This is a genomic window from Mycobacterium sp. SMC-17, from assembly GCF_045310915.1.
Lineage (GTDB): Bacteria > Actinomycetota > Actinomycetes > Mycobacteriales > Mycobacteriaceae > Mycobacterium.
In genome coordinates this window covers 1-23,084 of record NZ_JBJIAK010000035.1, presented here as the reverse complement: position 1 = coordinate 23,084, position 23,084 = coordinate 1, and the positions used below count along the sequence as shown (strand labels likewise).

The following is a 23,084-nucleotide window of genomic DNA, read 5'->3' as shown; positions in this document are numbered from 1 at the left end:
TCGTCCGTCACGACTTCGTCCGTCCCCCGTTGCTCATCCGCTGGTGCTGCGCGCTCACTGCTCTGTCCGATCATTGCCGATAACCGTCGGCGCCGCCCCCGGTTCCGGCGGGGAATCGGGCCCCGGGGAATCCGAGCGCAGCGCATCCACGACCGCCTGCGCCGTCGCCGCCCCGATGCCCGGCACCGCCGTCAGCTCGTCGACGCCGGCCTCCTTCAACCGTGCCACCGAACCGAAGTGGGTGACCAACGCCTTGCGCCGGTGCTCACCGAGACCCGGGATCGCGTCGAGCACCGACGCCGTCATCCGCTTCGACCGTTTGCTGCGGTGATAGGTGATGGCGAACCGGTGGGCTTCGTCACGCACCCGCTGCAACAGATACAGGCCCTCGCTGTTGCGCGGCATGATCAGCGGGTCCGGCTGCTCGGGGACCCACACCTCTTCCAGACGCTTGGCCAGCCCGATGACCGCCACGTCGGTGACGCCCAGTTCGTCGAGCACCGCGGCCGCCGCGTTCACCTGGGGCGCGCCGCCGTCGACCACGAACAGGTTCGGCGGATAGGCGAAACGCTTTGGCCGCACCGGGGTTTCGGTGGCGTCGGTCACGTCGGCGTTCTCCAGCACCTGGGTATCGGCGACATGGCGCGCGAAGCGCCGGCGGGTGACCTCGGCGATGGACGCGACGTCGTCGGACCGGCCGTCGCCGGCGGCCTCCCGGATCGCGTAGTGCCGGTAGTCGGACTTGCGCGGCAACCCGTCCTCGAACACCACCAGCGAGGCCACCACGTCGGTGCCCTGCACGTGGCTGATGTCGACGCACTCGATGCGCAGCGGCGCGTCGTCCAACTCCAGCGAGTCCTGAATGCTCTGCAATGCTTCCGATCTGGCGTTGAAGTCACCGGCCCGCTTGAGCTTGTGCTGCGCCAGCGCGTCCTGCGCGTTGCGCTGCACGGTGTCGGCCAGGGCGCGCTTGTCGCCACGTTGCGCCACGCGCAACTGCACCCGCGACCCCCGCAGGCCCGACAACCAGTCGGCGAGTTCGCCGGCGTTGTCCGGAAGTACCGGCACCAGAACCTCTTTCGGTACCGGGTTGGTGGTCTCGTCGGTCGGTCCGGCGCCGCGCAGCTCGGCCTGATCGCCGTAGAACTGCGTGAGGAACTGGCTCACCAGATAGTCCTCACCGGACTCCCCCGGCTCGCCCGACTTCTCGATGACCCAGCCGCGCTGACCGCGGACCCGGCCGCCCCGGACGTGGAAGACCTGCACGGCGGCTTCCAGGTCGTCGTCGGCGAAGGCCACCACGTCGGCGTCGGTGCCGTCACCGAGCACGACGGCCTGCTTCTCCAGTGCCCGCTTGAGCGCCGAGATGTTGTCGCGCAGCCGCGCGGCGCGCTCGAACTCCAATTCCTCGGCGGCCTCGGCCATCTGCTGTTCCATGTCCCGCGCCAGCCGGTCGGTCTTGCCGGCCAGGAAGTCGCAGAAGTCCTCGACGATCTTGCGGTGCTCGGCGGCGGTCACCCGGCCGACGCACGGTGCCGAGCACTTGTCGATGTAGCCCAACAGGCAGGGCCGCCCGATCTGGTTGTGCCGCTTGAACACTCCGTTCGAGCAGGTGCGCGCCGGGAACACCCGGGTGAGCAGATCCAGCGTCTCGCGGATGGCCCAGGCGTGCGAGTACGGACCGAAGTACCGGACGCCCTTGCGGCGCGGACCGCGGTAGACGAACAGCCGCGGGTACTCCTCATTGAGGGTCACCGCCAGCACGGGGTACGACTTGTCGTCGCGGTACCGGATGTTGAAGCGCGGATCGAATTCCTTGATCCAGTTGTATTCCAGCTGCAGCGCTTCGACTTCGGTCGTGACGACCGTCCACTCGACACTGCCGGCCGTCGTCACCATCTGCCGGGTCCGCGGCGCGAGCGCCGACAGGTCGGCGAAGTACGAGTTCAGCCGACTGCGCAGGCTCTTGGCCTTGCCGACGTAGATGACCCGACCGTGCGGATCCCGGAACCGGTACACCCCCGGCTCCAACGGGATGGTCCCCGGCGCAGGCCGGTACGTCGATGGATCAGGCACCGTTACAGGTTAGTTCGGCCGGCTGACAGCATCGATGAGCTCGCAGAACGCCGCGGCCTTGGCCACGTAGTTCGCGTACAGGTCGTAGCTCGCCGCGCCCGGCGACAGCAGCACGGCCGTCACCCCCGGCACGGCGGCCGCGACCTGCACCGCCGCCTGCAGACTGTCCACGGGGTGCACCGACGCGGGCCGCGCCGCGGCGAAGCGGCGGCCGATCGCGGTCCCGTTGGTCGGTCCCTGGATGAGGTGAACGTCACGTGCGCCCGAGAGCAGATAGTCGTCGATCTGGTCGTAGTCGAGCTGACGGTCCATGCCGCCGACGATGAGCGCCACCCGGTCGTCGGGCCGCATGGAGCGCAGGGCCGCGACCACGCTCTCCCCCGTGGTGGCCAGGGTGTCGTCGATCCAGCGCACGTCCCCGGTGCGGCGCACGACCTGCAGCCGGTGCGGGAGGGCCTCGAATGTCGTTACCGCGCCGAGGAATTCGTCCTCGGTCACAGCCCGGCCGAGCACTTCTGCCGCCGCGGCGGCAGCCAGGGCGCCGTTGACGACGTTGTGCTCGTAGGCCATGACGTAGTCACCTTCGGGACGCGTCACGTCCGCCGGGTCGACGGTGCGCACCACCGGCGGCAACGCGATGCCCAGCCGCTCGAGGGCGGCCAGCACCTGTGGCGTGGTGACCAGGACCTCACCGCCGTGGGCGAAGATGTTGGCTTTCGCGCCGTGGTAGGCGTCGATGTCGCCGTGCCAGTCGAGGTGGTCCTCGAAGAGGTTGGTGATCACCGAGATCCGCGGTGACGCCGTCACCAGTGCCAACTGCTGGCTGGACAGCTCGGCGACCACGACGGCGTCCGGTCCCGGATCCAGGTCCGACAGCGGGGTGCCGATGTTGCCCGCGACGACGGCATCGGCGTCGAGCCGGCACAGCAGGTGCGACAGGAACGATGCGGTGGTGCTCTTGCCCTTGGTCCCGGTGACGCCGACGGTCTGCGCGGCGTACCGGCGCAGATACCAGTCGGCGGCACTCGACAGCGTGGCGCCGGCGGCGCGTAACTCGGCGAAAAATGGCTGGTGCCAAGGTATTCCGGGGCTGAGGAAGACGACGTCGGAGTCCGCAAGGCGGGTCAGGTGTTCGGCGCCGCGCCACAGGTTGAGGTTGGCGATGTCGGTCGGTGCGTCCAGGGTGCCGCGGCCGGCGTCGTCGACGGCGTCGATCCGCGCCGCTCCCGCGGCAGCCGCGGTCCGGGCCAGCGACTGGCCCTCCTTGCCGAAACCCCAGATGCCGACGGTGGCACCCGAAAGTTGCGGGCGCTGTGCCGTCATGGCCGCGCGTCCAGGGCGGCTCGGTAACGCTCGGGCACGTACTGCACCGCCGGGCTGTCGTCGTGGTCGGCGACGCGCTCCAGATCGGCTCGCGCACTGCGGAACTGCTCGACCAGCGGCAGGCCGGCCCAGGCCTCGTCGTCGAGGATCGTCAGCATCGACTCGGCGGCCTCGTAGTACTCACCGACGCACTCGAACGGCTTGTGCGCGCCCACCCCGAGGATGTCCTCGAACTCGGCACGGCTGTCGGTGCCCTCGAACAGGTTTCGGCCGAAGATCGCCTCGACCTCGGCGCGGCCCAGCCGCGGCGCCATCAGCACGAAGACGAACTGGCACTTCGGGCAGTGCCCGCACCAGGTGGCGCCGCGGCGGCCGGCGTCGAGCGCGAACGGCCGGTTGCAGCTGATGAACGCGCGGAAATACTGCGGGCTGGCGGCGAACCGGTCGGCGATCTGCGACTCCGACAGGCCACGCAGCAGCGAGAAGTACCGGTCCGGGTTCAGTCCGTACGCGGCGAGGGTGTCGCGTAACAGCGTCTCGTAGGTGACGCTCTTGGACCACTGGTGGTTGATGTCCTGGCCCATCCATTCGACATTGCCGACGTTGGACGAGCGTTCGTTGGACAGCACGACCGGCCCCAGGCCGTTGGCGTCGGCCACGATGAGGCCGATGATGCTGTTGATCGCGGTGACCGGGATGTGCCCGTTGTAGGCGCCGGCGGCGTTGACGTCGATGAGCGTGCGGTCGATGGTCCGCATGACGCGCACGTGCGGCAGCCCGCTGATCTCGACACACCGGTCGATCGGGTCGAACTTGTTGACGTTGAACAACACCGGCCGCAGCGGCGCGAGCGCTTCGATGGTCACCACCGAGTCCTTGCCGCCGCCGACCGGCACCAGCGGCGCCGCGTCGGGATTCCAGGTATCCGCCCGCGGCTCGCCGATCTCGGCACGGTCGCCGGTGATCTCCGGGCTCAGTGCGCCCGGGAGGTTGTTGCGGTACGCGTACTCACCCAGGCCACCTGCCAACACCTGCCGCAGATATTCGCGTTCGAAATCGTAAGTCGGGAAGGCGATTTCGATCTGCGGCGGCGCTGCCGCCTTGTAGTAGCTCAACGAGCAGGTCAGCGTCAGGAGGCGCAGCAGCCGGTCGTCGGGCCGGCCACCGCCCAGGGTGTCGCCGAAATCGACGGTCTCGGCGAAGCTGACATCGTCGGCGGAGTCGGCCCCGCACATGGTGTAGCGCCCGTGGAACACACCGCCCTCGATGTCGTAGCCGTCGATGCGGAACGACTTGTAGGACTGTGGGACAAAAGGTTCGGTCACAGCTGCTCCAGGAACGGCGGGTGGGCGGGATCAACGGGGACGGCATGGTCGCCGAGTTGTGCGACCGGGTGGGTGCGGTACTGCGGCGAGATCCACCAGGCGCGCAGTACCTGGTCGGCGGGCACCGAAGCACGGCGCTCGACACCGCGCACGACGCCACACGTCTGCAGCTGGTCCACCAACGAGACCGGCTCCGGATTCTCGACGCCGACCAGTTCGGCGCCGATGTCGAGGAGCAACGCGCCGACCACGGCCGGCGTGATCTCGGGACCGGGTGCGATGCCGTCCACGCAGCCCTGTTCGGCCAGCCGGCGCAGCAGCAGGTCCACGGTGCCCAGGCTGGTCGTCCGGGCCGCCATCCGCAGCCACGGCTCGTCCGTCGCCGCCGGCGGGGTCCAGCCGCTGTCGCGCCATCCGATGCGTACCGGCTTCGGCGTGCAGACCTGCGAGGGCAGGCCCGTCACCGCGCACCGGCCGCCGTCGGTGATCGTGACCGTGGCGGCGACCAGTCCCGGCAGGGTCGAGAAGGAAGCCAGCGCGGCGTCCAGATCGGCGCGGGCAGGCATGGTCAGCCCGAAGTAGTCCGCGGGTTCGGCGAGGTGCTGCCACAGCGACGGGGTGTCGACGGTCCGGCCCTGGTAGATCGGCACGGTCACCGTCGGGTACGCACCGAGGCGGCCGACCAGTTCATCGGGTGCGATCGCCACGGCGTCGGGCGGCGAAGGCATGCGAAAATCGGTCACTATCAGCAAATTCTATCCCATGGGAGGGAGCACCCAGGTGGGGGTGATCCGGCTCACCGAAGCCGACTGGCGGGTGTTCGCGGCGCTGCGGCTGCGCGCGCTGGCCGATTCCGCGGGCACCGACGATGCCGAGTACCGCGCCGAGATGAGCTTCACCGGGACGCAGTGGCGCCGTCGCCTGCGGGCGCACGCGCAGTTCGCCGTGGCTCAGGAGGACCAGCTGGTGGGCCTGATCGCGGCACATCGGGCCAGCCCGAGCTCGGTGTACCTGTACTCGCTGTGGACCGATCCGGTCGCCCGCGGCCGCGGGGTGGCGCGCACTCTGTTGACCGCGGCCATCGACTGGGGTCGCGGTCTGGGAGCGCGCACCGTGACGCTGCGGGTGCACCGCGACAACACCGCCGCGCTCGGGGTCTATCGCGCCTTCGGATTCGTCGCCACGGCCGACCCGGCGGAGGGTTCCCGAAGCCCGGGCCCGGCAGACGAACTCACGATGTCTTTGACGCTGAGCTGAGGTCCGGGCGGTATTTCGCGACCAGCTCCCGAAGCCGGTCCATCGCGTCGACGGCCCGCGCCTTGTCGACGGTCTGGATGGCCATGATCGGGACGTACTCGTCGTCGGGCAGATCCACCCGCGCCCAGCGGGCGCCCAGCGGGAACGACACCCCGACGATGTCGGACCAGGCAATCGTCTTGTCGCTCAAGACGTTACGGACGACGATGCCGGCCGGGCCGACCCGCAGCCGGGACCGTGTCGGCAACAGCACCGCACCGGCGAGGATGACACCGAGCAGCGCCATGGACACCTGGTCGGCGGTCTGGAAGATCACCCCGGTGGCACCGATTTTGAGCAGCGCCCCCACCGTGACGTGCACGGCGATGATGACGGCGGCCGCCGCGTACGCGACGTACTTCACGCGCTGCGGCCGGACCTCCAGGTCCCAGCTGCCGGTTTCCTTCGTCATCGACGCAGGTCGCGCAGCGTGATCGCGGTGGCGAGGGCCGCCGACGCGGCCTGCTCACCCTTGTCCTCGGCCGAGCCGGGCAGGCCCGCACGGTCGATGGCCTGCTCTTCGGTGTTGACCGTCAGCACACCGTTGGCGACCGGTGTCGACTCGTCGAGCGACACCCGCGTGAGGCCCTGCGTGACGGCGTCGCACACGTAGTCGAAATGCGGTGTGCCACCGCGGATCACCACACCCAGCGCGATCACCGCGTCGTGGTTCTTGGCCAATTCCTGTGCCACAACCGGGATTTCGATGGCACCGAGCACGCGGACCACGGTCGGTTCGGCGATACCCGATGCGGTGGCGACCCGGAGGGCGCCGTCGAGCAGCGCGTCACAGATCTTGGTGTGCCACGTGCTGGCGACGATGGCCAGCTTGATCCCGGACGCGTCGAGCGCCGGCATGTCCGGCACACCGACACCACTCATTTACCTTCTCCGTCTGTTGCGTCACCGGCGAAATCGTCGAGGCCGATGAGGTCGTGGCCCATCCGGTCCCGCTTGGTCATCAGGTACCGGATGTTGTCGGCGTTGGGGCCGATGGGCAGCGGCACGCGTTCGATGATGTGCAGCCCGTAGCCGTCCAGGCCGACGCGCTTGGCCGGGTTGTTGGTCAGCAGCCGCATGGAGCGGATGCCGAGGTCGACCAGGATCTGCGCGCCGATGCCGTAGTCGCGGGCGTCGGCGGGCAGGCCCAGCTCGAGGTTGGCGTCGACGGTGTCGGCGCCGGCGTCCTGCAACTGGTAGGCCTGCAGCTTGTGCAGCAGGCCGATGCCGCGGCCCTCGTGTCCGCGCATGTACAGCACCACGCCGCGGCCTTCGTTGGCCACCATCTCCATGGCGGCGTCGAGCTGGGGGCCGCAGTCGCAGCGCCGCGAGCCGAACACGTCACCGGTCAGACACTCGGAGTGCACGCGCACCAGCACGTCGTCACCGTTCTCCGGGGAAACCTCGCCGCGCACCAGCGCCACGTGCTCGACGTCCTCGTACATGCTGGTGTAGCCGACGGCCCGGAATTCGCCGTGCCGGGTCGGGATCCGGGCCTCGGCGACGCGCTCGATGTGCTTCTCGTGCTTGCGGCGCCATTCGATGAGGTCGGCGATGGAGATCAGCGCCAGGTCGTGGTCGTCGGCGAAGACGCGCAGCTCGTCGGTCTGGGCCATGGAGCCCTCGTCCTTCTGGCTGACGATCTCGCAGATCGCGCCGGCGGGCTGCAGACCGGCCAGCCGGGCCAGGTCGACGGCGGCCTCGGTGTGGCCGGGGCGGCGCAGCACGCCACCGTCCTTGGCGCGCAACGGGACTACGTGTCCGGGTTTGGTGAAGTCGTCCGCGACGGCGTCCGGATCGGCCAGCAGCTGCATGGTCTTGGCGCGGTCGGAAGCCGAAATGCCGGTTCCCACACCCTTTTTCGCGTCCACCGTGACGGTGTAGGCAGTGCCGTGCTTGTCCTGGTTCACCGCGTACATCGGCAGCAGGCCCAGCTTGTCGCAGATGGCGCCGTCGAGCGGCACACACAGGTAGCCCGAGGTGTAGCGGACCATGAAGGCCACCAGTTCCGGCGTCGCCTTCTCCGCGGCGAAGATCAGATCGCCTTCGTTCTCGCGATCTTCGTCGTCAATGACGACGACAGCCTTGCCCGCCGCGATATCGGCTATCGCCCGCTCGACGGAATCAAGCCTCGTCATCTCCACCACCCTTGCCGTGGCCACATCAGGGCCATGTTGATCACCTACCAGTATGAACCACTGGTACGGGCCGACTTACTCCCGCCGGTCCGCTCAGCGGACACGGTAGAACCGGGCGCTACTGCGCCGGGCCGAGCAGCCGTTCGACGTATTTGGCGATGACGTCCACTTCCAGGTTCACGGTGGTCCCGACCGGGGCGCGGCCGAGCGTCGTCAGCTGCAACGTCGTTGGAATCAGAGAGATTTCGAACCAGTCGCCCTGCTCGTCTCGGCCCAGGCCGGACACCGTCAGCGAAACCCCGTCGACGGTGATGGAGCCCTTCTCGACCACGTACCGGGCCAGCTGCGGCGGCAGCGCGATGCGCACGACCTCCCAGTGCTCGGACGGTGTGCGCGACAACACAGTGCCGGTGCCGTCCACATGACCCTGCACGATGTGCCCGCCCAGGCGGCTGTTGATCGCCGCGGCGCGCTCCAGGTTCACCCGGCCGCCGACTTCGACGCCGGCGAGGCTCGACCGGTTCAGGGTCTCGGCCATCACGTCGGCGGAGAACGCGCCGTCGGGCAGCACGTCCACGACCGTCAGGCAGACGCCGTTCACCGCGATCGAGTCACCATGCCCGGCATCGGTGGTGACCAAGGGGCCGCGGATGACGAACCGCGCCGCGTCGGCCAGTTGGTCCTTGCTGACGATCTCGCCGAGCTCTTCGACAATGCCGGTGAACATGGGCCTCAGCCTAGCTATTGGCGCCGGGCCGGCCGATCGAGGCAACTTGTTGGTCGGGCGCACCTATTACGATGCAGGACATGCAGACGCGCAAACGCTCCGCCATGCTTGTTTCCCTACTCTCCACCGTGATGGCCGGGGTGCTCCTGGTCTCCGGATGTTCGAAGTCCGAGGCCCCCTCGACGCCGCTGCCCGACGCCGCAGCGCTGCTCAAGCAGTCCGCGGACACCACCCGCGGCCAGCAGAGCGTGCACCTGGTCCTGACGGTCAACGGCAAGATCGCCAAGCTGACGGTCACCAAGCTGACCGGTGACATGACGCTCACCCCCGCCGTCGCCGGCCAGGGCAAGGCCAACCTCTCGGTGGGCGGCATGGGCGTCCAGGACGCGCCGTTCGTCGTCTACGACAACCACCTGTACGCCTCGCTGTCGTCCGGTGGCCCGCTGTCCGACTTCGGCCCCGCCGACGCCATCTACGACATCTCGGCGATCCTGCGCCCGGAGACCGGCCTGGCCAACATCCTGGACAACTTCACCGACGCCAAGGCCGTGGGCCGCGAGGACATCAACGGCGTGAAGACCGTCAAGGTCACCGGCACCGTCAGCGCCGAGGCCGTCAACAAGATCGCCCCGCAGCTGAAGGTCACCACCGCGCTGCCGGGCACCGCCTGGATCGAAGAGGGCGGCAACCACCAGCTCGCGCAGGCGCAGCTGGAGACGAGCCCGGGCAACAACCTGCAGATGACGCTGACGGACTGGGGTAAGCCGGTCACCGTCAACAAGCCCGACGTTCAGTAATGGCCGGGGGTAGCAACCGCCACGTCGCCATAGCCGCGGGCAGTCTCGCGGTCCTGCTCGGCGCGCTCGACACCTACGTCGTCGTGACGATCATGACCGACATGATGAAGGACCCGCCGGACGGGATCGGCATCCCGATCAACAAGATCCAGCAGGTCACGCCCGTCGTCACGTGGTACCTGCTGGGCTACATCGCGGCGATGCCGCTGCTGGGCCGGGCGTCCGACCGGTTCGGCCGCAAGCTGGTGCTCCAGGCGAGCCTCGCGCTGTTCGCGGTCGGCTCGATCGTCACGGCGATGGCCGGCATGTTCATCCCGGCGAACGAGCTGATCGAGCCGCTCAATCAGCTGATCGTCGGCCGCACCATCCAGGGTGTGGCGAGCGGCGCGCTGCTGCCGGTGACGCTGGCGCTGGCGGCCGACCTGTGGGCCGCGCGCAACCGCGCCGGCGTGCTCGGTGGCATCGGTGCCGCGCAGGAGCTGGGCAGCGTGCTCGGCCCGCTGTACGGCGTCGCCGTGGTGTGGCTGCTGCACGACTGGCGGGATGTCTTCTGGATCAACGTGCCGCTGACCCTCGCGGCCATCGTGATGATCCACTTCAGCCTGCCGTCACGCATCGAGACCGAGAAGCCCGAGAAGATCGACGTCCTGGGCGGCGTGCTGCTCGCCGTCGCCCTGGGATTGGCGACGTGGGGCCTGTACAACCCCAACCCCGACGGCAAGCAGGTGCTCCCGGAAAACGGCCCGCCGTTGCTGATCGCCGCCGCGGTCGTCGCGGTCGCGTTCTTCGTGTGGGAGAAGATGGCCCGCACCAAGCTGATCGATCCGGTGGGCGTGCACTTCCGGCCGTTCCTGGCGGGCCTGGCGTCGTCGCTGTGCGCGGGCGCGGCGCTCATGGTCACGCTGGTGAACGTCGAGTTGTTCAGCCGCGGTGTGCTCGGCATCGACCAGGCGCATGCGATCTTCAAGCTCGCGTGGTTCCTGGGTGCGCTGCCTGTCGGCGCGCTGGTCGGCGGGTGGATCGCCACCCGGATCGGCGACCGGATCGTCGCGTTCGTCGGTCTGCTCATCGCAGCCGCCGCGTATCTGCTGGTCTCGCACTGGGACATGAACGTGCTGGAAGCCACCCACGACCTCGCGATCGTGAAGCTCCCGACACTGCCGACCGATCTGATCATCGCCGGCCTGGGCTTGGGTCTGGTCATCGGACCGCTGACGTCGGCGACGCTGCGCGTGGTCCCGACGGCGCAGCACGGCATCGCCTCGGCGGCGGTCGTGGTGTCCCGCATGATCGGCATGCTGATCGGTATGGCGGCGCTGTCCGCATGGGGTCTGTACAAGTTCAACCAGAACCTGGCCGCCCTGCCGCCGGCCAAGGGCGGCAGTCTTGCCGACGCCGCGGAGCAGATCGCCAAGAACGTGAAGACCGCCTACACCATGCAGTACAGCTCGATCTTCCTGATCACCGCGATCGTGTGTGTGGTGGGTGCGCTGGCCGGTCTGCTGATCGCCGGTCGCCACGAGCAGGCCGAGGAGCCCGAGACCGCTCCCGAGGTCGATCCCGCGCCGGTGGCGTAGGCCGTAACGACAACGGAGCCGCAGAGTCGATCGACTCTGCGGCTCCGTTGTCTCGGCGTTGTATCGGCCGTCAGCGGCAGCGCACTAGCACCGCTCTACGCCCGGGCGCATCAGCACCACGTTGTCCGGGATGTACGCCGGGGTCGGCGCGGGCGCCGGATCCGGGTGGGATCCGTTCGCGTGGGCCGCGAGGCGTTCCAGCGCGACGTCCACGGCTTCGTCGAACTCTTCGACGACACTCAGCACCGCCCGTAGGGGCCGGCGGAACATCATGTCCCGGATGCCATCTTCACTCGGACGGAAGCTGAGCCAGTCCTGCAGTGCAGTCATGCTCTTATCCTTTGCTCGTGATCACCTTCGCTCTAACGACATCGGTGAGCGCGATATTTCAGCCGGATCCAGATGATCCGGTGTCTGCCCTCAATTTTACGGATGCGAAATCGCGGCCTCCTGCGCGAATGTCGCGGCGTTGATCTCGAAGTGGTAACGATTAGCAAAACTAAAGATGGGCCGCGGTGAGCCCACTCACATTGAGCGTCACGGTGAATCGCACATCTCAGCCACAATCGGGAATCAGTTCGGGCCTTCAGACCCGCCGTACGCCTGCGCCGAACCGCCGCGCACGGCGCGAAAAGTTCGCTGGAAGCGCCCGAGCAATCAGTTCGGCACGAGACTGAGCCGCACGTCGGCCCCGACGGTCTCGACGCCGTCGAAACGCCAGCGGCGGGCCTGCGACATGGTCGACACCCCGGCGTCGTCGATCGCCGTGATGGGTCCGCCCAGCAGCGTCGGCGCCAGATACGCCAGAATCCGGTCCACGAGTCCCGCCCGGACGAATGCCCCGGCCAGCGTCGGCCCGCCTTCCAGGATCACATCGGTGCGGTCCGACAGCGCCCGCAGCACCTCGAGCGGATCGTGCGTCCTGATCACCATGGTCCGGGAATCATCGTTCAGGACGTTGGCCTCCGACGAGATTTCGCGTTCCCCGACCACCACCCGCAGCGGCTGACGGGGCGCCGGGGTGCCGTCGGACAGCCGGGCGGTCAATGTCGGGTCGTCGGCCAGCACCGTCCCCGTGCCGACGACGATGGCGTCGGCCGCCGCGCGGTGCCGGTGCACGTCGGCCCGGGCGGCGGGGCCCGTGATCCACTGGCTGGTGCCGTCGGCGGCGGCGCTGCGCCCGTCGAGGCTGGCCGCGAACTTCCACGTCACATGGGGTCGGCCGGTGCGCTGACGGTGCAGCCATTCGCGCAGCGGCCCGCCGCTGACCTCGTCGGCGAGAACACCCGAAGTCACCGTCACGCCGGCATCGGTCAGCCGCTGGGCGCCGCCCGCGGCCACCGGATTGGGGTCGGCCACGGCGAACACCACGGCCGCCACCCCGGCGTCCAGCAGCGCGTCCACGCACGGGCCGGTGCGGCCCTGGTGGTTGCACGGCTCGAGCGTCACCACGGCGGTGCCGCCCGCGGCGCGGGTACCGGCCCGCCGCAGCGCCATGACCTCGGCGTGCGCCTCCCCCGGCGGCTGGGTCCCGCCGACACCGGCCACTTCGCCGTCACGGTCCAGGATCACCGCGCCGACCGGCGGGTTCGGGTACGTCGTGCCTTTGACCGCGTCGGCCTGGCCGATGGCCAGCCGCATGGCCGCTTCGATGGCCTCCGGCGTCACAGCACCAGATGCGGTGACGCGGCCGCGGCCTGACGCCGCAGGGATTCCACCGCGGCACCCGGATCCGCCGCGTTGTACACCGCGGAGCCGGCGACGAAGCAGTCCACGCCGGCCGCGGCGGCGGCTTCGATGGTGTCGTCATTGATGCCGCCGTCGATCTCGACGACCAGGGTGAGCTCACCGGAGTCGACGAGGTTGCGGACCAGCGCCACCTTCGGCAGCACCTCGGCGATGAACTTCTGGCCACCGAAGCCCGGCTCGACCGACATCACCAGCAGGGTGTCGAAGTCACGCAGGATTTCCAGGTAGGGCTCGATCGGGGTGCCGGGCTTGACGCTCAGGCCCGCCTTGGCGCCGGCCGCGCGGATGTCGCGGGCGACGGAGATCGGGTCGTCGGTGGCCTCGGCGTGGAACGTCACGTTGTAGGCGCCGGCCTCGGCGTACGACGGAGCCCAGCGCTTGGGGTCCTCGATCATCAGATGGCAGTCCATCGGGATGTCGGTGACTTTCAGCAGGCTCTCGACGACCGGCAGACCCAGCGTCAGGTTGGGGACGAAATGGTTGTCCATGACGTCGACGTGCAGCCAGTCGGCGCCCTCGACCGCCGCGGTCTCGTCGGCGAGCCGGGCGAAGTCGGCCGAAAGGATGGACGGGGCGATCAGTGGTCCTGCCATGGCGGTCAGACTACTTTGAGCGCGGCCGCGAACATCGCATCGGTGCCATGCCGATGTGGCCATAACTGCACATGTGGTCCGGGTCCCAGCCGGTCCGCCGGCGCGAACAGCGGGCGGGTGTCGATCTGTTCGACCGGCTGACGGCGCACCGCGTCGGCGATCACCCCGACAGTCTCGGCCAGGTGCGGCGAACAGGTCGCGTACAGCACCACACCGCCCGGGCGGGTGAGTTTGATTGCCGCAGCGAGCAATTCACGCTGCAGCCGGGCGAGGCCGGGCACGTCCGACGGCTGCCGGCGCCACCGCGCCTCGGGCCGGCGGCGCAGCGCACCCAGACCGGTGCACGGGGCGTCGACCAGGACCCGGTCGAAGGATCCGGGCGCCAGGCCCGACTCACGGCCGTCGACCCGGAGGACCTCGACCCCCATGCCGGCGGTGTTGCGCTCCACCAGATCGGCACGGTGTTCCGTCGGCTCGACGGCGGTCACCGTGGCGCCGCACTGCGCGGCGATGGCCGCCAGCATCGCGGTCTTGCCGCCGGGACCCGAACACAGGTCCAGCCACCGGCTGTCGTTGCCCTCCACCGGCACCTCGGTCAGTGCGCGGGCCACCAGTTGGCTGCCCTCGTCCTGCACCTGCGCCAGGCCGTCGCGGATCGGGTCCAGCTGGCCGGGGTCGCCGCCGGGCAGATACACCGCGTACGGCGAGAAGCGGCCGACGTCGCCGCCGATCGCCGCGGCCAGCTCCTCGGCACTGATCTCTCCCGGACGGGCCGCGAGGTGCACGACGGGGCGTTCGTCGTCGCTGGTGAGCATCGCGTCGAGCTCCCCCGCGTCGGCGCCGAGGGCGTCGGCGAAGGACTGCGCCACCCAGCGCGGGTGCGCATGGGTGAACGCGGTGTGGCCGATCGGGTCGGCGGCGGCCGACGGCGCGAGCTCGGCGACCCAGGCGGCCTCATCCTTGCTCGCGATGGCGCGCAGCACGCCGTTGACGAAACCCGCACGCACCGAATCGAATTCGATGCCGGCCTGCTCGACGGTCGTGTCCACCGCGGCGTGGGCGTCGACGCGGGTGCGGAGCAGCTGATAGGCGCCGAGCCGCAGCAGATCCAGCAGAACCGGGTCGATCCGGTCGGTGGGGCGCCCGGCGGCACTCTCGATCACCGCGTCCAGCAGCCCGACGCAGCGGCAGGTGCCGTAGGTCAGTTCGGTGGCGAAGGCCGCGTCGCGGCCGGTGATGTCGCGCTCGCGCAGGATGGCCGGCAGCGCGAGGTTGGCGTAGGCGTCGCGCTGCGACACGGCGCGCAGCACGTCGAACGCGGCGCGGCGGGCCGGATCGAGCGGCTTGCGGCGCGGGCCGCGGGGGGCCTGTGCCCGGGCCGCCGGCTGCCGGTGGCCGCCGGTACGTCCCTGGTTGTTCGGCCGGCCCTGCCGTCCGCCTCGTCCGCTCCGTTCGGTCACCGGGCCACCACACCTTCGTCCAGCCGGGCACCGCGCGCCCAGTCCGCCGCATTCATCAGTTTCTTCCCCGGCGGTTGCACCAGGCCCAGGCGCACCGGAGTGCTGCCGGTGCCGACCAGCACGCCGGATTTCTGCACGCGAATTACGCCGGGCGCCAACGGTTCTGCTTCGACCGGGACCACCGGTCCGAGTTTCACCCGCAGGTCGCCGATCTCGGTCCAGGCACCCGGGTTCGGCGTGACCGCGCGGATGCGGCGGTCGACGACGTGCGCGGGCAGGTCCCAGCGCACGCGCGCGTCCTCGACGGTCACCTTGGGTGCGATCGTCACGCCGTCGGTGGGCTGCGGCACCGCGGTCAGCTCGCCGTCCTCGATACCGTCGAGCGTCGTCTCCAGCAGACCGGCGCCGGCGTCGGCCAGACGGGCCAGCAGGTCGCCCGCGGTGTCGATGGGCCGCACCGCCTCGGTCAGCACGCCGTACACGGGCCCGGAGTCCAGGGCCCGTTCGATCTGGAATGTGGTGGCACCGGTCACCTCGTCGCCCGCGGCGATGGCGGCCTGCACCGGGGCGGCGCCGCGCCACGCCGGCAGCACCGAGAAGTGCAGGTTGATCCAGCCCAGCCGGGGCACCGCCAGCAGCTCGTCGCGCAGCAGCGCACCGTAGGCGACGACGGCGCAGCAGTCGGGGGCCAGCGCGGCGAGTTCGGCGACGAACTCTGGCTCGTTGGGCTTGGCCGGACGCAGCACCGGAATGCCTTCGGCCAGAGCAAGTTCCGCGACGGGAGACGGCGCGGGCTTGCCGCGGCGACCCGAGGCCGCGTCAGGACGGGTCAGCACCGCGACCACCTCGTGGCGGGGCGACGCGATGAGCCGACGCAACGACGGCAGCGCGGGTTCCGGGGTTCCGGCGAAGACGATACGCACGATCCACCAGGCTACTTGTGCAGCGGCCGAACCTACTCATCCGATGTGCAGCGGATCGATCTGCACCCGCACCGGCGTCTGGTCGTGGCGGGCGCTGAGCACGCCGGTCGCCCGGCGCAGGGCCGCCGCCAGCACCAGCCCGCGATCGCGCGAGACCCGCACCAGCATGCGGTGCACGGGAGCGTCCGGGTCCACACCGGGCGGACGACGGGCACCGAACGGCAGGTCGACCGGACCCAGCACCTCGGCATCGGGCGGCAGGGCGGCGGCCTCCAGCAGCGCGTCGGCCGCCTCCGGGACACCGTCCACGGCCGCGAGATGCACCGCGGGGGGCAGCCCGACCTCGGTACGGCCGTCGAGCTCGGACCCCGCGTGCCCGACGGGGTCCCAGCGCACCAGCGCCTGCACCGTCGGGATCGACGATTCGGCCACCACCGCGACGGTGCCCCCGGCCGCGCGGTCGAGCACCATGGCCGCTGCCGACATCCACCGGCGCAGCGTGTCCTCTGCCGCACGCAGATCCTGGCGGCCCAGCAGCGCCCAGCCGTCCAGCAACAGCGCCGCGCCATAACCGCCGTCGGCCCGCGGTTCGGCGCCCGGGGTCGCCACCACGACGGCGGCGCGCGCGGGCACCTCGGTCACGACGGCGTCGCCGCCGGAGGTGACGACGGGAACGCCCGGGAAGGCCCGGCCCAGCTCCTCGGCGGTGCGCCGGGCCCCGACCACCACGGCGCGTACCGCGTCCGAACCGCACCGGCCGCAGCGCAGCGCGACGTCCTGACGGCCACACCAGCGGCACACCGCGCCGACGGTGTCGCGGTCCGGCAGCGACAGCGGACCGGTGCAGTGGCGGCACCGCGCGATGGTCCGGCATTTACCGCAGGCCAGCGCGGGCACGTAGCCGCGGCGCGGCACCTGGACCAGCACGGGCCGGCCGGCACTCAGCGCCGCCCGGGCCGCGCCGAGTGCCATCGACGGCAACCGCGCGGTGCGGGCGGCGGCGTCGCGTTCGTGGGTGTGAGCATCGTCGTCGAGCGCGACGACGCGTGGCGCCCGGGCGCGCACCACGCTGCGGCCCGCCACCAGGTCGTGCGCCCACTTGCTGCGGACTAGGGCCTGCGCCTCGGCAGTGCGCGCGAAGCCGCCGATGATTGCGCCGCAACGCAATTGGTGCGCCCGCAGCATGGCGACCTCGCGGGCGTGCGGATACGGCGCACGCGGTTCGGCGAGCGAGTCGTCGCCGTCGTCCCATACGACGACGAGCCCGAGGTCGGCGACGGGGGCGAACACTGCGCTGCGGGTACCGATCACGAGCCGGGCCTGACCGCGCAGCACCGACAGCCAGCGCCGGTAGCGCTGCGACGGGCCGAGGCCGGCGGACAATGCCACGACCCGGGACTCGTCGACGAGCGTCAGCGCCGCGGCGTGGACGGCGTCGACGTCGCGCTGGTCCGGCACGATCAGCAGTGCCGCGCGGCCGGCGTTGACGACGACAGCCGCCGCCTCGCACAGCCGCCGGGCCCAGTCCTCCCCCGGCAGCGCCTGCCACACCGCGCGCGCGGCCCGGCCCTCGGCCAGCGCTTCGAGGAACTGCTCGCCGCGGCCGTACTGCTGCCAGGCGCCGGCGTCGACGTCGCATGCAACGAACGGCGGAAGCTCCGGCGGCGGTTGCTTCTCCACGGTGGCATGCCGCGGCGGGATGGCCAGACGCAGCACATCGGGCCGGCTGCCGGCGTACCGGGCGGCCACCGCCTCGGCGAGGCGCTGCACGTCCGGGGTCAGCACCCGTTCGGCCGAGACCACCCGGTCCAGCCAGCCCAGCTTGCCCGAATGGTCGGTGTCCGAACGCCTTTCGAGGATGAAGGCGTCGACGAGGCGGCCGTTGAACCGGACCTTGGCCCGCACGCCCGGCTGGGCGTCGTCGGACAGGTCGGCCGGCACCAGGTAGTCGAACTCGCGGTCCAGATGCGGCACCGACAGCATGGGCAGCACCCGAGCCACGGGCTCGTGCTCGGCCTGCTGTCTGGTGACGGTCACGCAGCCGGTGTAGCAGACGCGGCCGACACCGTCCTGCCGGCGAAGAATCCAGCGGTGATCAGGAGCAACGACGCGGCGTAGGCCCACCAGATCGGGACCGCCAGCGTCTCGTCACCGAGCACGAACTTGCTGATGCCGATCATGCCGTCGCTCACCGCGAAGCACAGCGCGCCGAGGGCGGTCCAGCGGGTCGGCAGGTCGGCGAACAGCGCCGTGCACACCATGGCCACCAGTACCGCCATGTACACGGTCACGGGGATGGTCATCTGCTGCGCGACCAGGCTCGGCCAGAACCAGACGATGAGCCCGAGGCAGATGACGACCAGGACCGCAGCGCCGGCGGTGGCCGCCGGGGTGCGGCGGGCCAACGGCAGCAGGGCGGCCAGGAAGCACAGGTGCGCGATCAGGAACGAGCCGAGCCCGAACACGAATCCCATGGGCCAGCCCGGCACGGCCAGCAGGAAGTCACCACCGGCCGAGAACACCAGTGCGGCGACCAGCCAGTTGCGTTCGCGGACGATCGGATGGCTCGCCGCGGCCGCCGCCAGCAGCAGCGCGGGCAGTGCCTTGACCATGGGCTGCAGGGCGAATTGGCCGATCAGGTCGGCTCCCGACGGCAACCGCAGCGCCGTTGCGATGAGGAAGATGCCATAGCCGGCGGCGATCACGGCGGCCGCCAGCCACAGCCGCCGGCGCGGTGCGTACGGTGAACTCATGTCGGACACTGCGCGTCCCCCGCTCGATCCCATTCTGCAAAAGGTACTGGAAGCGGTTCCGTTCCAATTGACCATGGACGGTGGCGTCGAAGCCGCCCGGGCCCGGTTCCGCGAGCTGCCCCGCAAGGCAGTGTTCCCGGAGGTCCGCGCCGAGGACCGCGTCATCGACGGCGTGCCGGTGCGCGTCTACTGGCCCGCGGACATCGAACCGTCGGCGCCGGTGGTGCTGTTCTTCCACGGCGGCGGCTGGGTGGTCGGCGATCTGGACACCTATGACGGCACCGCCCGCCTGCACGCCGCCGGGGCCGGCGCCGTGGTGGTGTCGGTGGACTACCGGCTCGCTCCCGAGCACCCCTTCCCCACCGCGGTCGACGACGTCTGGGCCGTGACGCAGTGGGTGGCCGCCCACGCCGACGAGATCGGCGGTGACCCGAATCGTCTTGCAGTGGCCGGTGATTCGGCCGGCGGCAACCTCGCCGCCGTGGTCGCGCAGCTGGCCCGCGATGCCGGCATCACGCTGCGCGCCCAGCTGCTGTGGTACCCCGCGACCACCTGGGACACGTCGCTGCCGTCGTTCACCGAGAACGCCGACGCCCCGGTCCTGGGCCGCGACGCCGTCGGCGGTTTCTCGTTGCTGTATGCCACGGGCGTCGACCTGCGGAACCCACCGGCCGCCCTGGTCCCGGCGCGTGCCGAGTCGCTGGCCGGGCTGGCCCCGGCCTACATCGCCGTCGCCGGATACGACCCACTGCGCGACGACGGCATCCGGTACGGCGAGATGCTCACCGCGGCCGGGGTTTCCGTCGAGGTGCACAACGCCGAGACCCTGGTGCACGGCTACCTCGGGTACCACGGCGTGGTGCCGGCGACGACCGAGGCGGCCGACCGCGGAATCGCCGCGCTGAAGGCAGCGTTAGCCTGAGGCATGACCCTGGATGAGAGCGACGCTGTGACGTCCGCTGACCGCCCTGGTATCGACCCGATCCTCAAAGCCCTCCTGGACGCCGTGCCACTGGAGTTCACCATCGACGACGGTGTCGAGGTGGCGCGCGCCAAGATCGCCGCGATGCGGCCGCCGGCGGCGATGCTGCCGGACCTGCGGATCGAGAACCGTACGCTCGATTGCGGTGCGGCAGGCCAGATTCCGGTCCGCATCTACTGGCCGCCCATCGACGGCGAAACCCGGCCGCTGCCCGTCGTGGTCTTCTATCACGGCGGCGGCTGGGCCATCGGGGACCTGGACACCCATGACCATGTGGCCCGCGCCCACGCCGTCGGCGCCCGCGCCATCGTGGTGTCGGTCGAGTACCGGCTGGCGCCCGAGCACCCGTTCCCGGCCGCCATCGAGGATTCCTGGGCGGCGCTGCAGTGGGTCGGCGCGCATGCCGCCGAACTGGGTGGCGACCCGGCGCGCCTCGCGGTGGCCGGCGACTCGGCCGGCGGCAACATCTCCGCCGTGATGGCGCTGCGGGCGCGTGACGCCGGCGGCCCGAAGCTGGCGTTCCAGCTGCTCTGGTACCCCGTGGTGACGGGTGACGTCACGCTGCCGTCGTTCACCGAGAACGCCGACGCCCCCATGCTCAACAGCAATGTGACGGCGGCCTTCCTGACCTGGTACCTGCCGGGCATGGACCTCAGCGACGCCTCGGCCCTGCCGACCGACCTGGCCCCGGCGAACGCCGAGTCGCTGGCAGGTCTGCCGCCGGCGTACATCGGGACCGCCGAGCACGACCCGCTGCGGGACGACGGCGCCGAATACGCCAAACTGCTTGCCGCAGCAGGTGTTCCGGTCGAGTTGAGCAACGAGCCGACCATGGTGCACGGGTTCGTCAGCCTCGCCCTGGCTTCGCCGGTGGCGACCGAGGCCACCAACCGTGGACTCGCGGCCCTGAAAGCCGCCCTCTACGCCTGAATTTCCGCAAGTATGGACCCATGACAACGCCTGATGTCCAAACGGTGATCGTCGGCGCCGGGTTCTCCGGGATCGGGGCCGGCATCCTGCTCGACCGGGCCGGGCTCGGTGACTACCGAATCCTCGAAGCCGGCTCCGGCCCCGGCGGCACCTGGTTCTGGAACACCTATCCCGGTGTCGCCGTGGATATTCCGTCGTTCTCCTACCAGTTCTCGTTCGAGCAGAGCGCCGACTGGTCGCGCACCTACGCCAAGGGCCACGAGCTCAAGGCCTACGCCGAGCACTGCGTCGACAAGTACGGACTGCGGGACCGCATCCGGTTCGGCACCGAGGTCACCGGCGCCGAGTACGACGACGACGCCGCCCTGTGGCGCGTGCACACCAGCAGCGGCACCGTCACCGCACGGTTCCTGATCAACGGCAGTGGCGTCCTGACGGTGCCCAAGGCACCGGACATCGACGGCGTCGAGGACTTCGCCGGCATCACGCTGCACACCGCACGCTGGGACAGCAGCATCGACCTGCGTGGCAAGCGGGTCGCGATCATCGGCACCGGCGCCTCGGCAGTCCAGGTGATCCCCGAGATCGCCCCGATCGTGGCGCACCTCACGGTGTTTCAGCGGACGCCGATCTGGTGCTTCCCGAAACTCGACCTGCCGCTGCCGGCCCCGGCCCGCTGGGCCATGCGCATTCCCGGAGGCAAGACGCTGCAGCGGCTGGCCAGCCAGGCCTACGTCGAGCTGACCTTCCCGCTGTCGGCGCAGTACTACAGCGTCTTCCCGTTGGCGGACGGCGCGGCCCGGATGGGGCGGTCGTTCCTGCGCCGCGAGGTCCACGACCCGGTGGTGCGGGACAAGCTGACGCCGCGCTACGCGGTCGGCTGTAAGCGGCCGGGTTTCCACAACAGCTACCTCGCGACGTACAACCGCGAAAACGTCAGTCTGGTAACCGAATCCATCGAGCGCATCACGCCGACCGGGGTACGTACCGCCGACGGCCAGGAACACGACGTGGACGTGCTGATCCTGGCCACCGGGTTCAAGGTGATGGACGTCGACAGCGTGCCGACGTTCCCCGTCACCGGTGCGGGCGGCCACACCCTCGGCGAGTTCTGGGAGACGCAGCGGCTGCAGGCCTATGAGGGTGTCAGCATCCCCGGTTTCCCGAACTTCTTCACCGTCATGGGGCCGTACGGCTACGTGGGTTCGTCGTATTTCGCGCTGATCGAAGCGCAGACGCACCACATCGTGCGGTGTCTGCAGCGCGCGGAAAAGCTTGGCGCGCACCGGGTGGAGGTCTCGCAGGAGGCCAACGACCGCTACTTCGACGAAATGATGCGCAAGCGCCACCGCCAGGTGTTCTGGCAGGACAGTTGCCAGTCGGCCAACAGCTACTACTTCGACAAGAACGGCGACGTGCCGCTACGGCCCGCCACCACCGTGGAGGCCTACGTCCGCAGCCGCCGCTTCGACCTCGACGACTACGAGTTCAGCGCCTGAGCCTCCGGCCGATGCGGATATGAAAGTGATTTGAACCCGGTAACTTTTCCGCATGCGCCGGCATCGGCACGGCTATAGGCGCTGAAACGTCGGTACAGTCGCGAAGGTGACGACCAGGCCGATGCGATGGCGGGCGGCGATCCTGCTGCTCGTCGCGCTGCTGGGCCTCGGGATCGGCACGCAGCTGGGCATCAAGCCCGCTGCCGCGACGCATCCCCATGCGGCCCCCGTCCTCGTGGCACCGGGCCACACCCTGCCGTCCGTGACCGCCGAACATCCACACCTGCGCGACAATTCGATCCCGTCGGCCCCGGATCTGATGATCGGCCTCCCCCGTTCCACCTCCACCCTCCTGGCTCTCGGCCTCGCGCTGGCCGTCTGCGTCGCGACGGTGTGCTGGTGCGCACTGACGCCGGTGACCAGCCGCGGACCGCCCCGTCAGGCGGCGGCGATCCACACCGGCCGGGCGGTCCTGACCCGGCTCTGCATCTCCCGACGCTGATCGGTCAGCGCAGATCGGCCGCGTTTCGTGGCTGGTCGGTGTCTGCTGCCCGATCCCGCTGCCGCATCGCGGCATGACGCGAAAAGTGATGCACCCATGAACAATTCGACCAATCTCACCCTGCCCAGAAAATCCGCTCGGCCGGCTTCGGGGCCATGCCGGCTGGCCCGCTACGACCGGCCCGGCACCATGGTCGGCGGCACTCCGGTGCTGCGGATCACCGCCCCGTTCACCACCGATGACCGCGGCTTCTGGGCCAAGCTCGAAGGCGTCAACCCCGGCGGCATGAAAGACCGGCCCGCCATGTACATGGTCGAACGCGGCCGGGCCCGCGGCGACCTGCTGCCCGGCGCCCGGTGTCGCTTGCCAGGGTGATGGGACCACCTGATTGCCAGGGGGATGGGACCACCGTGGCGCGTTACTGAGGATGCTCG

The 23,084-nt window shown here is 70.2% G+C and carries 22 protein-coding genes and 1 pseudogene; 8 read left to right on the top strand and 15 right to left on the bottom strand.

Going from position 1 to position 23,084, the window contains the following annotated elements; translation table 11 throughout:
- Positions 1-54: 54 nt before the first annotated feature.
- The 4 genes from uvrC to ACJH7A_RS20610 are packed head-to-tail and all read right to left on the bottom strand — an operon-like array spanning position 55 to position 5,452.
- Positions 55-2,076: an excinuclease ABC subunit UvrC gene (gene uvrC / locus ACJH7A_RS20625; RefSeq protein WP_135356417.1), complete on the bottom strand. Its 2,022-nt coding sequence runs from the start codon at positions 2,074-2,076 to the stop codon at positions 55-57.
- Positions 2,077-2,085: 9 nt separating this feature from the next.
- Positions 2,086-3,399, bottom strand: coding sequence for a UDP-N-acetylmuramoyl-L-alanine--D-glutamate ligase (murD, locus tag ACJH7A_RS20620; RefSeq protein WP_406802631.1), 1,314 nt, complete (start codon positions 3,397-3,399; stop codon positions 2,086-2,088).
- On the bottom strand, positions 3,396-4,724 hold the full coding sequence (locus ACJH7A_RS20615) for a hypothetical protein (protein WP_406802630.1): 1,329 nt from the start codon (positions 4,722-4,724) through the stop codon (positions 3,396-3,398). The genes murD and ACJH7A_RS20615 overlap by 4 nt, the downstream gene beginning before the upstream one ends.
- Positions 4,721-5,452: a hypothetical protein gene (locus tag ACJH7A_RS20610; RefSeq protein ID WP_212811525.1), complete on the bottom strand. Its 732-nt coding sequence runs from the start codon at positions 5,450-5,452 to the stop codon at positions 4,721-4,723. The genes ACJH7A_RS20615 and ACJH7A_RS20610 overlap by 4 nt, the downstream gene beginning before the upstream one ends.
- A 34-nt stretch (positions 5,453-5,486) precedes the next feature.
- On the opposite strand from ACJH7A_RS20610, the gene ACJH7A_RS20605 reads away from it, so the two are divergent.
- Positions 5,487-5,981, top strand: coding sequence for a GNAT family N-acetyltransferase (locus tag ACJH7A_RS20605; RefSeq protein WP_244872561.1), 495 nt, complete (start codon positions 5,487-5,489; stop codon positions 5,979-5,981).
- Here ACJH7A_RS20605 and ACJH7A_RS20600 read toward each other — a convergent pair.
- From ACJH7A_RS20600 to ACJH7A_RS20585, 4 genes are all read right to left on the bottom strand, one after another.
- A complete protein-coding gene (locus tag ACJH7A_RS20600) occupies positions 5,956-6,432 on the bottom strand; it encodes a PH domain-containing protein (protein ID WP_029120840.1) in 477 nt (158 codons plus the stop codon). The genes ACJH7A_RS20605 and ACJH7A_RS20600 overlap by 26 nt on opposite strands.
- Positions 6,429-6,902 carry a 6,7-dimethyl-8-ribityllumazine synthase gene (gene ribH, locus ACJH7A_RS20595; protein ID WP_029120839.1) on the bottom strand — a complete coding sequence of 158 codons (474 nt, stop codon included), beginning with the start codon at positions 6,900-6,902 and terminating at the stop codon, positions 6,429-6,431. Before ribH ends, ACJH7A_RS20600 begins: the two co-directional genes overlap by 4 nt.
- Complete coding sequence (locus ACJH7A_RS20590) at positions 6,899-8,158, bottom strand: bifunctional 3,4-dihydroxy-2-butanone-4-phosphate synthase/GTP cyclohydrolase II (protein WP_212811527.1); 1,260 nt, start codon at positions 8,156-8,158, stop codon at positions 6,899-6,901. Before ACJH7A_RS20590 ends, ribH begins: the two co-directional genes overlap by 4 nt.
- Positions 8,159-8,276: 118 nt before the next feature.
- Complete coding sequence (locus tag ACJH7A_RS20585; RefSeq protein WP_212811528.1) at positions 8,277-8,885, bottom strand: riboflavin synthase; 609 nt, start codon at positions 8,883-8,885, stop codon at positions 8,277-8,279.
- Between the two features lie 80 nt (positions 8,886-8,965).
- On the opposite strand from ACJH7A_RS20585, the gene ACJH7A_RS20580 reads away from it, so the two are divergent.
- On the top strand, positions 8,966-9,682 hold the full coding sequence (locus tag ACJH7A_RS20580; protein WP_212811529.1) for an LppX_LprAFG lipoprotein: 717 nt from the start codon (positions 8,966-8,968) through the stop codon (positions 9,680-9,682).
- Positions 9,682-11,259 (top strand): MFS transporter, encoded by a 1,578-nt coding sequence (locus ACJH7A_RS20575; protein WP_212811530.1) that lies wholly within the window; start codon positions 9,682-9,684, stop codon positions 11,257-11,259. Before ACJH7A_RS20580 ends, ACJH7A_RS20575 begins: the two co-directional genes overlap by 1 nt.
- Positions 11,260-11,343: 84 nt before the next feature.
- On the opposite strand, the gene ACJH7A_RS20570 is transcribed toward ACJH7A_RS20575, so the two are convergent.
- From ACJH7A_RS20570 to ACJH7A_RS20540, 7 genes are all read right to left on the bottom strand, one after another.
- The gene (locus tag ACJH7A_RS20570; protein ID WP_212811531.1) at positions 11,344-11,589 is read right to left on the bottom strand and encodes a hypothetical protein; all 246 of its coding nucleotides are present in this window, start codon (positions 11,587-11,589) and stop codon (positions 11,344-11,346) included.
- Between the two features lie 327 nt (positions 11,590-11,916).
- Positions 11,917-12,927, bottom strand: coding sequence for a bifunctional diaminohydroxyphosphoribosylaminopyrimidine deaminase/5-amino-6-(5-phosphoribosylamino)uracil reductase RibD (ribD, locus tag ACJH7A_RS20565; protein WP_371824543.1), 1,011 nt, complete (start codon positions 12,925-12,927; stop codon positions 11,917-11,919).
- Entirely contained in the window at positions 12,924-13,601 is a 678-nt protein-coding gene (gene rpe / locus ACJH7A_RS20560; protein ID WP_212811532.1) for a ribulose-phosphate 3-epimerase, read from the bottom strand. The genes ribD and rpe overlap by 4 nt, the downstream gene beginning before the upstream one ends.
- Positions 13,602-13,606: 5 nt before the next feature.
- Entirely contained in the window at positions 13,607-15,061 is a 1,455-nt protein-coding gene (locus tag ACJH7A_RS20555; RefSeq protein WP_406802629.1) for an RsmB/NOP family class I SAM-dependent RNA methyltransferase, read from the bottom strand.
- The gene (gene fmt / locus ACJH7A_RS20550; protein ID WP_406802628.1) at positions 15,058-15,984 is read right to left on the bottom strand and encodes a methionyl-tRNA formyltransferase; all 927 of its coding nucleotides are present in this window, start codon (positions 15,982-15,984) and stop codon (positions 15,058-15,060) included. The genes ACJH7A_RS20555 and fmt overlap by 4 nt, the downstream gene beginning before the upstream one ends.
- Before the next feature lie 36 nt (positions 15,985-16,020).
- Positions 16,021-18,021: a primosomal protein N' gene (locus ACJH7A_RS20545; RefSeq protein ID WP_406802627.1), complete on the bottom strand. Its 2,001-nt coding sequence runs from the start codon at positions 18,019-18,021 to the stop codon at positions 16,021-16,023.
- The gene (locus ACJH7A_RS20540; protein ID WP_406802626.1) at positions 18,018-18,737 is read right to left on the bottom strand and encodes a lysoplasmalogenase; all 720 of its coding nucleotides are present in this window, start codon (positions 18,735-18,737) and stop codon (positions 18,018-18,020) included. The genes ACJH7A_RS20545 and ACJH7A_RS20540 overlap by 4 nt, the downstream gene beginning before the upstream one ends.
- Here ACJH7A_RS20540 and ACJH7A_RS20535 point away from each other — a divergent pair.
- From ACJH7A_RS20535 to ACJH7A_RS20515, 5 genes and pseudogenes are all read left to right on the top strand, one after another.
- A complete protein-coding gene (locus ACJH7A_RS20535; RefSeq protein ID WP_406802625.1) occupies positions 18,736-19,659 on the top strand; it encodes an alpha/beta hydrolase in 924 nt (307 codons plus the stop codon). The two genes, ACJH7A_RS20540 and ACJH7A_RS20535, sit on opposite strands and share 2 nt — an antisense overlap.
- A 3-nt stretch (positions 19,660-19,662) precedes the next feature.
- Positions 19,663-20,649, top strand: a complete 987-nt coding sequence (locus ACJH7A_RS20530) for an alpha/beta hydrolase (RefSeq protein ID WP_212811538.1) — start codon at positions 19,663-19,665, stop codon at positions 20,647-20,649.
- Between the two features lie 20 nt (positions 20,650-20,669).
- Positions 20,670-22,148, top strand: a complete 1,479-nt coding sequence (locus ACJH7A_RS20525; protein WP_406802623.1) for a flavin-containing monooxygenase — start codon at positions 20,670-20,672, stop codon at positions 22,146-22,148.
- Between the two features lie 106 nt (positions 22,149-22,254).
- Positions 22,255-22,650, top strand: coding sequence for a hypothetical protein (locus ACJH7A_RS20520; RefSeq protein WP_406802622.1), 396 nt, complete (start codon positions 22,255-22,257; stop codon positions 22,648-22,650).
- A 96-nt stretch (positions 22,651-22,746) separates the two neighbouring features.
- Positions 22,747-23,007, top strand: a pseudogene (locus tag ACJH7A_RS20515) (pyridoxal-5'-phosphate-dependent protein subunit beta); the annotation flags it as partial.
- Between the last annotated feature and the right edge of the window lie 77 nt (positions 23,008-23,084).

Excerpts from the sequence above, each read along its gene's own strand:
- rpe (WP_212811532.1), bottom strand. The coding sequence starts at position 13,601 with ATGGCAGGACCACTGATCGCCCCGTCCATCCTTTCGGCCGACTTCGCC.
- ACJH7A_RS20600 (WP_029120840.1), bottom strand. The coding sequence starts at position 6,432 with ATGACGAAGGAAACCGGCAGCTGGGACCTGGAGGTCCGGCCGCAGCGC.
- ACJH7A_RS20540 (WP_406802626.1), bottom strand. The coding sequence starts at position 18,737 with ATGAGTTCACCGTACGCACCGCGCCGGCGGCTGTGGCTGGCGGCCGCC.
- ACJH7A_RS20590 (WP_212811527.1), bottom strand. The coding sequence starts at position 8,158 with ATGACGAGGCTTGATTCCGTCGAGCGGGCGATAGCCGATATCGCGGCG.
- ACJH7A_RS20575 (WP_212811530.1), top strand. The coding sequence starts at position 9,682 with ATGGCCGGGGGTAGCAACCGCCACGTCGCCATAGCCGCGGGCAGTCTC.
- murD (WP_406802631.1), bottom strand. The coding sequence starts at position 3,399 with ATGACGGCACAGCGCCCGCAACTTTCGGGTGCCACCGTCGGCATCTGG.
- ACJH7A_RS20580 (WP_212811529.1), top strand. The coding sequence starts at position 8,966 with ATGCAGACGCGCAAACGCTCCGCCATGCTTGTTTCCCTACTCTCCACC.
- ACJH7A_RS20610 (WP_212811525.1), bottom strand. The coding sequence starts at position 5,452 with ATGCCTTCGCCGCCCGACGCCGTGGCGATCGCACCCGATGAACTGGTC.
- ACJH7A_RS20570 (WP_212811531.1), bottom strand. The coding sequence starts at position 11,589 with ATGACTGCACTGCAGGACTGGCTCAGCTTCCGTCCGAGTGAAGATGGC.
- ACJH7A_RS20530 (WP_212811538.1), top strand. The coding sequence starts at position 19,663 with ATGACCCTGGATGAGAGCGACGCTGTGACGTCCGCTGACCGCCCTGGT.
- ACJH7A_RS20525 (WP_406802623.1), top strand. The coding sequence starts at position 20,670 with ATGACAACGCCTGATGTCCAAACGGTGATCGTCGGCGCCGGGTTCTCC.
- ribH (WP_029120839.1), bottom strand. The coding sequence starts at position 6,902 with ATGAGTGGTGTCGGTGTGCCGGACATGCCGGCGCTCGACGCGTCCGGG.
- ACJH7A_RS20585 (WP_212811528.1), bottom strand. The coding sequence starts at position 8,885 with ATGTTCACCGGCATTGTCGAAGAGCTCGGCGAGATCGTCAGCAAGGAC.
- ACJH7A_RS20535 (WP_406802625.1), top strand. The coding sequence starts at position 18,736 with ATGTCGGACACTGCGCGTCCCCCGCTCGATCCCATTCTGCAAAAGGTA.
- ACJH7A_RS20605 (WP_244872561.1), top strand. The coding sequence starts at position 5,487 with ATGGGAGGGAGCACCCAGGTGGGGGTGATCCGGCTCACCGAAGCCGAC.